15 protein-coding genes are annotated in these 13847 nt (G+C 59.6%); 9 read left to right on the top strand and 6 right to left on the bottom strand.

Features of this window, described 5'->3' with window-relative positions; all coding sequences use genetic code 11:
* The first annotated feature begins 3 nt into the window (after positions 1 to 3).
* The 4 genes from QOL84_RS03245 to fabI are packed head-to-tail and all read left to right on the top strand — an operon-like array spanning position 4 to position 4524.
* On the top strand, positions 4 to 1077 hold the full coding sequence (locus QOL84_RS03245; RefSeq protein WP_016987121.1) for a microcin C ABC transporter permease YejB: 1074 nt from the start codon (positions 4 to 6) through the stop codon (positions 1075 to 1077).
* A 1-nt stretch (position 1078) separates the two neighbouring features.
* Positions 1079 to 2098, top strand: a complete 1020-nt coding sequence (locus QOL84_RS03240) for an ABC transporter permease (protein ID WP_016987120.1) — start codon at positions 1079 to 1081, stop codon at positions 2096 to 2098.
* A 1-nt stretch (position 2099) separates the two neighbouring features.
* Positions 2100 to 3710, top strand: a complete 1611-nt coding sequence (locus QOL84_RS03235) for an ABC transporter ATP-binding protein (RefSeq protein ID WP_150650479.1) — start codon at positions 2100 to 2102, stop codon at positions 3708 to 3710.
* Between the two features lie 19 nt (positions 3711 to 3729).
* Positions 3730 to 4524: an enoyl-ACP reductase FabI gene (gene fabI / locus QOL84_RS03230; protein WP_007910591.1), complete on the top strand. Its 795-nt coding sequence runs from the start codon at positions 3730 to 3732 to the stop codon at positions 4522 to 4524.
* A 177-nt stretch (positions 4525 to 4701) separates the two neighbouring features.
* Here the strand turns inward: fabI and QOL84_RS03225 are convergent, their stop codons facing one another.
* The 4 genes from QOL84_RS03225 to QOL84_RS03210 form a co-directional block, all read right to left on the bottom strand.
* Complete coding sequence (locus QOL84_RS03225; RefSeq protein WP_283436146.1) at positions 4702 to 5667, bottom strand: sensor domain-containing diguanylate cyclase; 966 nt, start codon at positions 5665 to 5667, stop codon at positions 4702 to 4704.
* 63 nt (positions 5668 to 5730) lie between these two features.
* Entirely contained in the window at positions 5731 to 6309 is a 579-nt protein-coding gene (locus tag QOL84_RS03220) for a hypothetical protein (RefSeq protein WP_283436145.1), read from the bottom strand.
* A 1-nt stretch (position 6310) separates the two neighbouring features.
* Positions 6311 to 8473 (bottom strand): xanthine dehydrogenase family protein molybdopterin-binding subunit, encoded by a 2163-nt coding sequence (locus QOL84_RS03215; RefSeq protein ID WP_283436144.1) that lies wholly within the window; start codon positions 8471 to 8473, stop codon positions 6311 to 6313.
* Positions 8474 to 8492: 19 nt separating this feature from the next.
* Entirely contained in the window at positions 8493 to 8948 is a 456-nt protein-coding gene (locus QOL84_RS03210) for a (2Fe-2S)-binding protein (RefSeq protein WP_283436143.1), read from the bottom strand.
* A 262-nt stretch (positions 8949 to 9210) separates the two neighbouring features.
* Here QOL84_RS03210 and QOL84_RS03205 point away from each other — a divergent pair, with 262 nt between their 5' ends.
* Positions 9211 to 10041: an alpha/beta fold hydrolase gene (locus QOL84_RS03205; protein WP_283436142.1), complete on the top strand. Its 831-nt coding sequence runs from the start codon at positions 9211 to 9213 to the stop codon at positions 10039 to 10041.
* A gap of 144 nt (positions 10042 to 10185) precedes the next feature.
* Here QOL84_RS03205 and QOL84_RS03200 read toward each other — a convergent pair whose 3' ends face one another.
* Positions 10186 to 10578: a GFA family protein gene (locus QOL84_RS03200; RefSeq protein WP_283436141.1), complete on the bottom strand. Its 393-nt coding sequence runs from the start codon at positions 10576 to 10578 to the stop codon at positions 10186 to 10188.
* A gap of 397 nt (positions 10579 to 10975) precedes the next feature.
* On the opposite strand from QOL84_RS03200, the gene QOL84_RS03195 reads away from it, so the two are divergent.
* The 3 genes from QOL84_RS03195 (at position 10976) to QOL84_RS03185 (ending at position 12615) form a co-directional block, all read left to right on the top strand.
* Positions 10976 to 11341, top strand: coding sequence for a DUF6124 family protein (locus QOL84_RS03195; RefSeq protein ID WP_283436140.1), 366 nt, complete (start codon positions 10976 to 10978; stop codon positions 11339 to 11341).
* A 151-nt stretch (positions 11342 to 11492) separates the two neighbouring features.
* Positions 11493 to 11849: a DUF6124 family protein gene (locus QOL84_RS03190; RefSeq protein WP_283436139.1), complete on the top strand. Its 357-nt coding sequence runs from the start codon at positions 11493 to 11495 to the stop codon at positions 11847 to 11849.
* A 97-nt stretch (positions 11850 to 11946) separates the two neighbouring features.
* The gene (locus QOL84_RS03185) at positions 11947 to 12615 is read left to right on the top strand and encodes a class I SAM-dependent methyltransferase (RefSeq protein WP_283436138.1); all 669 of its coding nucleotides are present in this window, start codon (positions 11947 to 11949) and stop codon (positions 12613 to 12615) included.
* Between the two features lie 160 nt (positions 12616 to 12775).
* Here QOL84_RS03185 and QOL84_RS03180 read toward each other — a convergent pair whose 3' ends face one another.
* The gene (locus QOL84_RS03180) at positions 12776 to 13027 is read right to left on the bottom strand and encodes a transmembrane sensor/regulator PpyR (RefSeq protein WP_283436137.1); all 252 of its coding nucleotides are present in this window, start codon (positions 13025 to 13027) and stop codon (positions 12776 to 12778) included.
* Between the two features lie 313 nt (positions 13028 to 13340).
* Between QOL84_RS03180 and QOL84_RS03175 the strand changes: the two genes are divergently transcribed.
* Positions 13341 to 13844, top strand: a complete 504-nt coding sequence (locus QOL84_RS03175; RefSeq protein ID WP_283436136.1) for a VOC family protein — start codon at positions 13341 to 13343, stop codon at positions 13842 to 13844.
* Positions 13845 to 13847 lie beyond the last annotated feature (3 nt).

Genomic DNA, 13847 nt, shown 5'->3' with positions numbered 1-13847 from the left:
CAGATGCTGGCGTATATTTTTCGGCGACTGCTGCTGATCATCCCGACCCTGTTCGGCATCCTGCTGATCAACTTCGTGATCATCCAGGCCGCGCCCGGCGGTCCGGTGGAACAGATGATCGCCAAGCTCGAAGGCTTCGAAGGCGCCACCAGCCGGATTGCCGGCGGCGGTGCCGAAGTGTCGGTCGCCGGCTCGTCGTATCGCGGCGCTCAAGGGCTGGACCCGGCGCTGATCAAGGAAATCGAGCACATGTACGGGTTCGACAAATCGGCCCCGGAACGCCTGTGGATCATGGTCAAGAACTACGCGACGCTGGATTTCGGCGACAGTTTTTTCCGCGACGCCAAGGTCATCGACCTGATCAAGGAAAAGATGCCGGTGTCGATCTCGCTCGGGCTGTGGAGCACGCTGATCATGTACCTGGTGTCGATCCCGCTGGGGATCGCCAAGGCCACGCGGCACGGCAGCCACTTCGATGTGTGGACCAGTTCGGCGATCATCGTCGGTTATGCGATTCCGGCGTTCCTCTTTGCAATCCTGCTGATCGTGGTGTTTGCCGGCGGCAGTTATCTCGACTGGTTCCCGCTGAGAGGCCTGACCTCGAACAACTTCGATGAACTGAGCTTCGGCGGCAAGATCCTCGATTACTTCTGGCACCTGGCGCTGCCGGTGACCGCGCTGGTGATCGGCAACTTCGCGACCATGACCCTGCTGACCAAAAACAGCTTCCTCGACGAGATCAACAAACAATACGTGGTCACCGCCAAGGCCAAAGGCCTGACCCGCCATCGCGTGCTCTACGGCCACGTGTTCCGCAACGCCATGCTGCTGGTGATTGCCGGGTTCCCGTCGGCGTTCATCGGCATCTTTTTCACCGGCTCGTTGCTGGTGGAAGTGATCTTCTCCCTCGACGGCCTCGGCCTGATGAGCTTTGAAGCAGCGATCAACCGCGACTACCCGGTGGTGTTCGGCACCCTGTTCATCTTCACCCTGCTCGGGCTGGTGGTGAAACTGATCGGCGACCTCACCTACACCCTGGTCGATCCGCGCATCGACTTCGAAAGCCGGGAGCATTGAGATGAACCTGTCCCCTCTCAACCGCCGCCGCTTCGAACTGTTCAAGGCCAACAAGCGTGGCTGGTGGTCGCTGTGGCTGTTTCTGATCCTGTTCGGCGCAAGCCTCGGCGCCGAGCTGATCGCCAACGACAAACCGCTGGTGGTGCATTACGACAACAACTGGTACTTCCCGGCGATCAAGCGCTACCCGGAAACCGCCTTCGGCGGCGAATTCCCGCTGGAAGCCAACTACAAGAGTCCGTATATCCGCGAACTGCTCAAGGCCAAGGATGCATGGGTGCTGTGGGCGCCGATTCCCTATAGCTACCAAAGCATCAACTACGACCTGAAAGTCCCGGCCCCGGCGCCGCCGTCGGCGGACAACCTGCTGGGCACTGACGATCAGGGCCGTGATGTGTTGGCGCGGGTGATTTACGGTTTCCGCATTTCGGTGCTGTTTGCGCTGACGCTGACCGTGTTGAGTTCGATCATTGGCGTGATTGCCGGCGCGTTGCAGGGATTTTATGGCGGCTGGGTCGATCTGGCCGGGCAGCGTTTCCTGGAGATCTGGTCGGGGTTGCCGGTGCTGTATCTGCTGATCATTCTCGCCAGTTTCGTGCAGCCGAATTTCTGGTGGCTGCTGGGGATCATGCTGCTGTTCTCGTGGATGAGCCTGGTCGACGTGGTGCGCGCCGAGTTCCTCCGTGGCCGCAACCTCGAATACGTCCGAGCAGCACGGGCGCTGGGCATGCAGAACGGCGCGATCATGTTCCGCCATATCCTGCCCAACGCGATGGTCTCGACCATGACGTTCATGCCGTTCATCCTCACCGGCGCCATCGGCACCCTCACCGCGCTCGACTTCCTCGGTTTCGGCTTGCCGGCCGGCAGTCCGTCGCTGGGTGAACTGGTCGCTCAGGGCAAATCCAACCTGCAAGCGCCGTGGCTGGGCATGAGTGCCTTTGCTGTGCTGGCGTTGATGTTGAGTTTGCTGGTGTTTATCGGCGAGTCCGCTCGCGATGCCTTCGACCCGAGGAAGTGAAATGAATCAGGACAATCTGATCGAAGTGCGCGACCTCGCCGTCGAATTCGGTTTCGGCGAGCGCGTGCACCGGGTCGTCGAAGGCGTGAGTTTCGACATCAAGCGTGGCGAAACCCTGGCGTTGGTCGGCGAATCCGGCTCGGGCAAATCGGTAACCGCACACTCGATCCTGCGCCTGCTGCCCTACCCGATGGCCCGTCATCCGGCCGGCAGCATCAATTACGCCGGGCAAAACCTGCTGGGCCTGAGCGAAAAGACCATCCGCCATATTCGTGGCAACCGCATCGCGATGATTTTTCAGGAGCCGATGACCTCGCTGAACCCGCTGCACTCGATCGAGAAGCAGATCAACGAAGTCCTCGGCATCCACAAGGGCCTGACCGGCAAAGTCGCGACCAAGCGCACGCTGGAGCTGCTGGAGATGGTCGGCATCCCCGAGCCGCACAAGCGCCTCAAGGCCCTGCCCCACGAATTGTCCGGCGGCCAGCGCCAGCGCGTGATGATCGCCATGGCTTTGGCCAATGAGCCGGAACTGCTGATTGCCGACGAGCCGACCACCGCTTTGGACGTGACCGTTCAGCTGAAAATCCTCGATTTGCTCAAGGAATTGCAGGCCCGCTTGGGCATGTCGCTGTTACTGATCAGTCACGATTTGAACCTGGTGCGAAGAATTGCGCATCGTGTATGTGTCATGCAGCGCGGTTGCATCGTCGAACAGGCATCGTGCGAAGAGCTGTTCCGTTCGCCGCAGCATCCGTACACTCGGGAATTGCTCGGCGCGGAGCCCAGCGGAGGCCCGGCGAGCAATAAAATCGGTGCGCCGCTGCTTGAGGTCGAGGACTTGAAAGTCTGGTTCCCGATCAAGAAAGGCCTGCTCAAACGCACGGTGGATCACGTCAAGGCAGTGGACGGCATCAATTTCAGCCTGCCTCAGGGTCAGACTCTGGGGATTGTCGGGGAAAGCGGTTCCGGCAAATCCACGTTGGGTCTGGCGATTTTGCGGCTGATTGGCAGCAAAGGTGCGATCCGCTTTGAAGGCAAGCAGCTAGACTGCCTGACGCAGAACGAGGTTCGCCCGTTGCGTCGGGAGATGCAGGTGGTGTTTCAGGACCCGTTTGGCAGCCTGAGCCCGCGCATGTGTGTCAGCGATATCGTTGGCGAAGGCCTGCGGATTCACAAGATGGGCACCGCTGAGGAGCAACAGGCGGCGATTATTGCGGCATTGAAGGAGGTAGGTCTGGATCCGGAAACCCGGCACCGCTACCCCCACGAATTTTCCGGTGGGCAACGGCAACGAATCGCCATTGCCCGGGCTTTGGTGCTGAAACCGGCGCTGATCCTGCTGGACGAGCCGACTTCGGCGCTCGACCGGACGGTGCAGCGGCAAGTGGTGGAGCTGTTGCGTTCACTGCAAGCCAAGTACAACCTGACGTATTTGTTTATCAGCCATGACCTGGCTGTCGTCAAAGCGCTGAGCCACCAGTTGATGGTGGTCAAGCATGGCCAAGTGGTCGAACAGGGAGACGCGCAAAGTATTTTTGCCGCCCCCCAACATCCGTATACACAGCAGTTGCTGGAAGCCGCTTTTTTGGCACCAGCCACTGCGCAATAACCTGAAAGAGGAGCAACACATGGGTTTTCTCGCCGGTAAGCGCGTACTGATCGTCGGTGTCGCCAGCAAGCTGTCCATCGCATCCGGCATCGCTGCCGCCATGCATCGCGAGGGCGCTGAGCTTGCCTTCACTTATCAGAACGACAAACTGAAAGGTCGTGTTGAAGAATTCGCCCAAGGCTGGGGTTCGAGCCCTGAGCTGTGCTTCCCGTGCGACGTGGCCAGCGATGAAGAAATCGCCAAGGTCTTCGAAGCACTGAGCAAGAAGTGGGACGGCCTGGACTGCATCGTGCACTCCGTTGGTTTCGCCCCGGGCGACCAACTGGACGGCGACTTCACCGAAGCCACCACCCGTGACGGTTTCCGCATCGCTCACGACATCAGCGCCTACAGCTTCGTCGCCCTGGCCAAAGCCGGCCGCGAAATGATGAAAGGCCGCAACGGCAGCCTGCTGACCCTGTCGTACCTGGGCGCCGAGCGCACCATGCCGAACTACAACGTAATGGGCATGGCCAAGGCTTCGCTGGAAGCTGGCGTACGTTACCTGGCCGGCTCCCTGGGCCCGGACGGCACCCGCGTCAACTGCGTATCGGCTGGTCCGATCCGTACCCTGGCAGCGTCGGGTATCAAGAACTTCCGTAAAATGCTGGCCGCCAACGAAGCGCAAACTCCGCTGCGTCGCAACGTCACCATCGACGAAGTCGGCAACGCCGGCGCTTTCCTGTGCTCCGACCTGGCGTCGGGCATCAGCGGCGAAATCATGTACGTCGACGGCGGCTTCAACACCACCGCCATGGGCAACATCGAAGAGTGATCTTCGGTTAGCCCCTAAAAAAACCCGCCGATCTGGCGGGTTTTTTTATGCCTGCAACACTGTCACCTGTGGGAGTGAGCTTGCTCACGAAAGCGGTGGGTCAGCCGATGAAGATATTGAATGGGCGGGCGCCATCGCGAGCAGGCTCACTCCTACAGGGGATCTGCGGTGCATTCACTAACAACGCTTCAGGGCCTGCTTGTGCGCATACATTGCCCCATCAGCGTCGGCGAGCAAGCGATCCACGGTCTCATGGCGTTTGACGTCGTATTCGATCTGGCCGACGCTGAAGCGAATCGCATACCCACGGTGCAACGTGGCATTGCGCTCTTCAAGAATTTCCTTGAGCCGCGCCATGATCGCGTTGGTTTCGATATGGCTCGATCCCGTCAGCAACGCGACAAACTCATCCCCGCCCAGCCGCCCGACCACATCACTCTCGCGAAAAGCAATGCGCAGCACGTCGGCAAAAGTCTTCAGCGCACTGTCGCCTTCGGCATGCCCATATAGATCATTGATCTGCTTGAAATCATTCAGGTCAAAAAACAGCAACGTCGCCGGCCGCTCCAGGCGGGCGCAGGCGTCCAGCGCATGTTGCGCCAGTTGTTTGAAGCCGCGTCGGTTGGACAGCAACGTCAGCTCGTCCATGCTCGCCATCTGCACGGCGGTCAACTCTTGCTCGGCCATCTCCGCCAGATCGCGCAGCAGCGCGCGCTCCTCGTCGTCGAGTTCACGCGGCTTGGTGTCGATCAGGCACAACGTGCCCATCTTATTGCCATTCGGCACCGTCAGCGGGTAGCCGGCGTAGAAGCGAATATTCGGTGCTCCTGTGACCAGCGGATTGTCATGGAAACGCACGTCCTCGCGGGCATCGGGCACCAGCAACAAATCGTTTTGCAGGATCGCGTGACCGCAGAACGACACATCCCTCGGCGTTTCAGTGGCGTCCAGGCCCACGCAGGACTTGAACCACTGCCGATCCTTGTCCACCAGCGTGACCAGGGCAATCGGCACATTGAACAGGCGTTTGGCCAGCCGCGTCAGCCGGTCGAAACGCTCCTCCGGCGCCGAGTCGAGAAGGTTAAGACCGTGCAGCACTTCAAGCCGCACGGTTTCATTGGCGGGTTTTCCTGGAACCAGCATCAGCACACTCCATTGGCAACAATGCTTGTAAGCGTAGCGTTAATTCGGCAAGCGTTCACCCGATCAAAGGCCTGCCACCGGACACGGCCCGCCCGCATCGGCCCAGAGCTTGAATTGCGCGACAAAAATATCGTGCGGCACCGGCACCGGCGCGCGCCCTGCCCCGGGATTCCAGCCCCACAACACCAGTTTGTCTTCATTGACATGCTTGAGCAGTGCGGCGAAATCACGGTCGCCGTTACTCGAGCGATCTTTGATCAGCGCGCAGAGCTTGTCCGGCGGCAGGCCGATCCAGGCCATTTTGTGCGACGCTGGCGGCAGGCTCCAGTGCGGCGCACCCGGTGGCGCATGCGGGCCGTAACTGGCCGGCGGATTGCCTTCGGCGTGACAGGTTGCGCACGGCAAACCGGCCGCACCCTTGCCATCCATGCCGCGCACCACGTTCATTGCGTGCGGGATGCCCGCATCGAACTGCAACGGCGAATCACCGGGAATGTGACAGTTCTGGCAGCGCGGGCTCTGGAAGACTTTCTGCACCGTGCCGAATGCCTTCAACGCTTCCTGATCATCCGCGAACAAGTCCGAGGCATAGCCGCCCAGCCCCAACAGAATCACCCCACCCAACAACAGATGTCGTTTCATCTCACACCCCCGACAGTTGCAACGGCAACTCGCGCAGACGCTGCCCGGTCAGGGCGAACACCGCGTTGGCCACCGCCGGCGCGGTCGGCGGCACACCGGCCTCGCCGATGCCGCCAGGTTTGTCGCTGCTGGGCACGATGTGCACTTCCACCACCGGCATCTCGTTGAGCCGCAACACCTGATAATCGTGATAATTGGACTGCACCACCGCGCCATCCTTGAGCGTCAGTTTGCTGTGCAGCGCCATGCCCAGGCCGAAGGTGATGCACGACTCCATCTGCGCAGCGATGCTCTGCGGGTTCACCGCAATCCCGCAGTCCACCGCGCAAACCACGCGATGCACACGAATCGCCAGATTGTCCTGCGACACTTCGGCGACCTGCGCCACGTAGCTGCCAAAAGATTCGTGTACGGCGACGCCGAGCGCATGACCGTCCGGCAGTGGCGCTTTCCAGTCAGCCTTCTCTACCGCCAGATTGAGTACGCCCAAATGCCGAGGATGATCCTTGAGCAAGGTGCGTCGGTATTCGACCGGATCCTTGCCCGCCGCCGTGGCCATTTCATCGATCAGCGATTCCATGACGAAACCGGTGTGGCTATGGCCCACCGAGCGCAGCCACAGCACATTGATCCCGGTCTGCGGCGAATGCAGATCGACCTGATGATTGGCCAGGCCTTTGACGTAAGGGCTATCGGCAACGCCTTCGACCGAAGTCGGGTCGATGCCGTTCTTGACCATCGTCGCCTCCATCAGTGTGCCGGTCATGATCGACTGCCCGACCAGCACGTGTTGCCAGCTCGACGGCAACCCATCAGCGCCCAAGCCGATTTTCGCCTGATGCAGGAACATCGAACGGTAATAACCGCCACGAATATCGTCTTCGCGCGACCACACGGTTTTCACCGGCATCGCGGCGGCCTTCGCCACTTGCACCGCTTCGGCGACGAAATCTGAGGTCGGGTTGGCGCGACGACCAAAACCACCGCCGAGGAATTCAGTGTGGATTTCCACCTGTTCCGGTTTCAGCCCGGTGATCTTGCCGGCGACCATTTGATCGAGCGTCTGAAACTGCGTGCCGGTCCAGATTTCGCATTTTTCAGCGCTGATCTTTACCGTGCAATTGAGCGGTTCCATCGGCGCGTGAGCCAGATACGGCACGCTGTACTCGACGTCGATTTTCTTCGCGGCTTTGCCGAAACCGCCCTTGGCATCCCCGGCCTGACTGGCTGAGGTGCCTTGCGTGGCGGCCAGTTTGCGGAAACTCGCCAGCAATTTCTCGCTGCTCAGATCCGCATGCGGGCCCAGATCCCAATCGATCTTCAGCGCATCGCGGCCCAGTTTCGCCGCCCAATAATGATCGGCAATCACCGCCACGCCCGTCGGCACTTGCACCACCTTGTGCACGCCCGGCACCGCCAGCGCTTCAGCCCCTTCGAAGGATTTAACGCTGGCACCGAACACCGGCGCGCGCGCGACCATGGCCGTCATCAAGCCTTCAAACTGCACGTCCATGCCGAACTTCGCGCGGCCGGTGATTTTCTCCGGCGTGTCGAGGCGTTTGGTCGGTTTGCCGATGACTTTCCAGTCCTTGGCTTCCTTGAAGGTGATCGACTTCGGATCCGGCACCGGCAGTTGCCCGGCGGCATCCGCCAACTCGCCGTAAGTCGCACGTTTATCGCCAACAATCACCACACCGGATTCGGTGCGAATCGCCGACGGCGCCACTTCAAAACGTTTCGCCGCCGCCTCGACCAACATCTGCCGGGCCGTCGCGCCCGCCAGCCGATAACGGTCAAACTCCATCCAGGTCGACGTCGACCCGCCGGTAATCTGCATGCCGCCAAATCCCGGCATGCCGTAATCCGCCGCGGATGCCGGTGAATGTTCAACGCGGATTTTCGACCAATCGGCATCCAGCTCCTCGGCAATCAACATGGTCAGGCCGGTCCAGATGCCCTGCCCCATCTCCGAATGCCCGAGCAGCACCGTCACACTGTTGTCCGCGGCAATGCGCAAAAAGGCATTCGGTGCAAAGACCTTGCCTTCATTTTCCGCCGCATAGGCAAACTTGTGGCCACCGGGGACGACAAACGCCACCACCAAGCCGCCGCCCAACACGGCGCTGCCCTTGAGAAAACCCCGACGCGATACAGGACTGTTCATCGTCTATCTCCCCGCAAAATCAGCCGATTTCCGACGCACGCTTCACAGCCGCGCGGATCCGTGGATAGGTGCCGCAGCGGCAGATATTGCCGGAGAGCGCCTGATCGATATCGCTGTCGGTGGGTTTGGGGATTTTCGCCAGCAAGGCGGCGGCCGACATGATCTGCCCCGACTGGCAGTAACCGCACTGCACCACGTCGAGTTCGGCCCAGGCTTGCTGCACCGGGTGCGAACCGTCGGTGGAGAGGCCTTCGATGGTGAGGATTTTCTGCCCGTGGGCCACGGCGGTCGCGGGCGTGATGCAGGCGCGCAACGGCGCCCCGTCGACATGCACGGTGCAGGCCCCGCACTGGGCCATGCCGCAGCCGAATTTGGAACCGGTCAGGTGCGCGACATCGCGCAGGACCCAGAGCAACGGCATGTCCGCGGGGACATCGAGCTCCTGATCCTTGCCATTGATATTCAAGGTCAGCATCGGGAAATTTCCTCAGACTCACGGTGTTCTGAAGGGGCGTCGCTGTGGCCATCAATGCCTACGCGCGCCTCGGCTTATCCCTTTCAGCAAAGCCTAATTTGCGCCTGAAGCCAGACGTTGCGACCACCGGTCATGCAGATGTCGACTTTAATCCTACAGTTGATAACGGCTCGCACCCGAGCCATTAGAAGCCACGTCATCAGCGAAACCGGTCCGCGCCCACCACGCGGGTTATCCATCACATTGGTCTGGAGTAGCGAACATGGGATTTGTCACCACCAAAGACGGCGTCGAGATTTTCTACAAGGACTGGGGCCCGAAAGACGCGCCGGTGATCCACTTCCACCACGGCTGGCCGCTCAGCTCGGACGATTGGGATGCGCAGATGCTGTTTTTCCTCGGCAAAGGCTTCCGGGTGGTTGCCCATGATCGGCGTGGGCATGGGCGTTCGAGTCAGGTCTGGGATGGCCACGACATGGATCATTACGCCGACGACACGCTGGCAGTGGTCAATCATCTGGGTCTGAAGAACGTCGTACATGTCGGCCATTCGACCGGTGGCGGTGAGGTGATCCATTACATCGCCCGGCATGGTCAGGACAACGTCGCCAAAGGCGTGCTGATCAGTGCGGTGCCGCCGCTGATGGTGCAGACCGAGAGCAATCCGGGTGGGCTGCCAAAATCGGTGTTCGATGAGTTTCAGGCGAATTTGGCGGCGAATCGCGCGCAGTTTTATCGGGATATTCCGAGCGGGCCGTTTTATGGCTACAACCGGCCAGGGGCTACACCTTCAGAGGGGATTATTGCCAACTGGTGGCGTCAGGGCATGATCGGTGGGGCGAAGGCGCATTACGACGGGATTGTCGCGTTTTCGCAGACGGATTTTACTGAGGACTTGAAGAAGGTCACCGTGCCGGTGCTGGTGATGCATGGCGAGGATGACCAGATTGTGCCGTATGCGGACTCGGCGCCGTTGTCGGCGAAGTTGCTGCCGAACGGCACGTTGAAGTCGTATCCGGGGTTTCCGCACGGGATGCCGACAACGGAGGCCGAGACGATCAACGCGGATCTGCTGGCCTTTATTCGCGGCTGAGATCATTGGCAGCCGTACACATCCCCCCTGTGGGAGCGAGCCTGCTCGCGAATGCGATCTGTCAGTTGAACTTGAGCTGAATGACCCACCGCTTTCGCGAGCAGGCTCGCTCCCACAAGGGGGATGTGATTGGGCTCACGTCCATCATTCCTCTGTGCGTCCCGTGCTTTCACGATCACGCTCGTAGTGGTGAGCCAATGGCAGCGACGGTAGCCACGATTCGCGGCGGATGGTCCAGAGTTCGTAAGTGGGTTTGAACTGATTCGGCTCATCGAGCGATCCGACGTTGACCTCTACTTCATCTTCCGAACGCGTGAACACCGGTGAGCCGCAGCGCGGGCAGAAAAAGCGCCCGTTGTAGTCGCGGGCTTCACCGGTGACCTTCAACGCATCCTCGGGAAATATGGCCGAGGTGCCGAACAGCGCGCCGTGGCGTTTGCGGCAGTCGAGGCAGTGGCAGATGCCGACGCGGTAAGGTTGGCCGGAGAGTTCGAAACGGACGTTGCCACACAGACAGCCGCCGGTGACTGGTTTCATGGTGCACCTCCTTTTTCCTATGTTTAGCGTAAATAAACACAACTTTGCACGCACGTTTAAATTACACAAACCGTTACGCCACAAGCCCTACAACGCCTTGCGCCGTTACCTACGCTTACGCCAGAATCCGCCGGCATACGCGCTTTGGTGCGGGCTATATCGTTTCCCTGTCACTGCAAAACAGTGATCGGGTTTGGTAGCCCGTCTTAAATTGTGGTTATTGCGACACCGTCATACGATGTTTTTAAGGCATCGCTTTGTATGGTGGGCATGCGTGGGGCTCATTCGTGAGCGCCGGGTTTCCCGATTTGACCGGTCTACCAACCTGCGCATGGCCGCCACCCGCCGTTTGGTAGCGAGGGTGATGGCTCCAACTGTTCAAATTGGAGTTCCATCAATGTTCAAACCAACACCAAACCCACCGGACGTCGATCCGATCCCGTACGACCCAACTCTCGAACCTCAAAAGATAAAAGAAGCGACTGACCGCGCCATCAACTTCTATCTCAACCCCGGCTCACTGAAGCTCTCAATCCCTTCCCGCAAGACCAGCAAGATCTTCCTCATCGACCCCGCCGTGGACGAAGAAACTCTGCTCGTAGAGGCCTGCGAATCGTTAGCCGCTGCCAGCGACATGGCCCGCGATATCGGCGATGTCGTCGACAACACACAACGCCGGGCCATGCTGATGCTGCATCAGGTGATCATGCTGAGTGAGCTGATGGTCAATCGAGTCCTGGACAGCCGCCGCTTGCCGCACTAGCAAACTCGCCGAAGTCCCCCTGTAGGAGCTGCCGCAGGCTGCGATCCTTTGATCTGTTTTTTAACAATCAAAGGCAAGATCAAAAGATCGCAGCCTGCGGCAGCTCCTACCGGGTGTCATTCTTTCGCAGTGCCTCGAGGAGTTTCAGTTGATGTCAGAAACCACAAAACCGCTGGTCACAGATCCGGCTTCACCCTACGAATCATTCGATTCGAAGAAGCTTTACGCCGCCGCCGAACGCGCCCTCGATCATTACCTTGCGCCCGCGCAGATCATGGCCACGCCTTACTGCCCCAGCAGCATGTTCATGGTCAACCCGAAAACCGATACCGAATCGTTACTGGCGAATGCGTGCGAGTCTTTGGCCTCGGCAACGGTCATGCTTGGCGATTTTGCGGGATCGCTGGACGGCCCCAATCGCAATACGCTGCTGGGCATTGCCCAAGTGGTGATGCTGGGGGAACTGGCGGTGAATCAGGCATTGGATAACGTCAGCTTGAAGGAGTAACCGCTGTTGTTCGCCGTCGCCTGCAGCGCGGATTTGAATTCAGCGAACGCGCGCGGTGGCGTCCATACTGTGGGTTTTCAATAGTACGGACACCGCCATGCCCTCCCCCGAATCCAGCCTTTTGCAGAGCTGGCACGACAACGCCGATGCCTGGATCGAAGTGATCCGCAGCGGCGGCATCGAAAGCCGTCAACAGGTGACCAATCAGGCAATTCTGCTGGCGATCATGGGCCGCCAGCCGCAGCGTGTGCTTGATCTGGGCTGCGGCGAAGGCTGGTTGTTGCGGGCGCTGGCGGACCTGGGCATTGCCGCGGTGGGCGTGGACGGTGATGCGAAGCTGGCTGAAGCAGCGCGTTTGGCTGGTTCTCCCACCGTGCACGTCGCCGACTACGACGCGCTGGTCGAAGCCAAGGTTGATATCGGTTGTGACTTCGATTTGATCTGCGCGAATTTCGCGCTGCTGCATCAGGACATTATTCCTCTACTGGCCGCGATGAATGTGCTACTGGTTCCCGGCGGTGCGCTGGTGATTCAGACATTGCATCCGTGGGCGGCAGCGGCAGGCGATTACCAGGACGGCTGGCGCGAAGAATCCTTCGCCGGGTTCAAAGGCCAGTGGCAGCCGATGCCGTGGTATTTGCGCACGTTGTCGAGCTGGTTCAATGCGCTGGACATGGCCGGATTCCGCTTGGTCGGCATGCAGGAGCCACAACACCCGCAAAGCCCGGTGCCGCAGTCATTGTTGATGGTGGCTGAACGACGCTGAAATTTCAGTAACACCGTTCCCCCAGGATTTTGCGTTGACTGCAGATTCTGGAAACCCTGCTGCCATTGTGGGAGCGAGCCTGCTCGCGAAAGCGGTGTGTCAGGCAACATAGACTCCGACTGTGCTGACGCCTTCGCGAGCAGGCTCGCTCCCACAGGGATTACGCGGTTTGCGGGATCATCTGCGGACCACGGATGCGGTATTGCGCCAGCAGGCGCATGACGTAGCCGATCTTGATCAGGGTCGGGCCGAGGATGGTCAGGGCATGCATCGCCACCAGCAGTGCAATCGGCATGTGGCCGTTGTAGAGATACGCGCCGTAGATGCCGGCCAACAGCATGAGCAGACCAGCGACGAGGATTTTGCTCGAAAGGTGCAGAACGTTCAGCGGGCTTTCAAAGAAAGTGAGCATGGTGGCGTACTCCTGAGCGGTTCGTTTAGGTCAGCTGAGTACATCAAGTCTCGTGCCAGATTTTTAATTCAATAGATTCAGCTGGTTGCACGATAACAGGTCAATTTGACACAAGCCGGACATAGTCAATTCGACCTGAAACCTTGTCATTACGACTACATCAAGGCCCGAAAGGAAAAGCCGGTCTGCGGCCCGGTGTCTCCGTCGTCGGGATTTCCAATGCTCGGCAATTGTCGATCTACGGCACCGGCAATCGACCAAGGACTGACTACGCTGTAAATCCTGCGTGTCTAACCTGCCGAGGATGACTGCCATGCAACGCTTTCAAAAGCTCACGCCCTGCCTGTGGTTCGATGATCAGGCCGAAGCGGCGGCGAAGTTCTACTGCTCGATCTTCGATCACTCGAAAATCACCAGCCTGACCCACTACAGCAAGGTCGGTCAGGAATTTCACGGCAAGCCGGAAGGTGCGGTGATGACCGTCAGTTTCGAGCTGGATGGCCAGACGTTTACCGGGCTCAACGGTGGGCCGATGTTCAAATTCAGCGAGGCAATTTCGTTTCAGGTCAACTGCCAGAATCAGGAAGAAGTCGACCATTTCTGGGGGAAGCTGTCCGAGGGCGGCCCCGTCGAAGCCCAGCAATGCGGCTGGCTCAAGGACAAGTTCGGCGTGTCGTGGCAGATCGTGCCAGTGGCCTTTATGCACATGATGCTGGACCCGGACACCGCCAAGTCACAGCGGGCGATGCAGGCCATGTTCAAGATGAAAAAACTCGACATCGCCGAACTGGAACGAGCCTTTGCCGGCCAGAGCTAATAC

Origin of the sequence: Pseudomonas helmanticensis, from assembly GCF_900182985.1 — a bacterium.
GTDB classification, from domain to species: Bacteria; Pseudomonadota; Gammaproteobacteria; order Pseudomonadales; family Pseudomonadaceae; genus Aquipseudomonas; species Aquipseudomonas helmanticensis.
The sequence above is the reverse complement of the archived record's forward strand: the minus strand, read 5'-3'. Positions and strand labels throughout refer to the sequence as shown.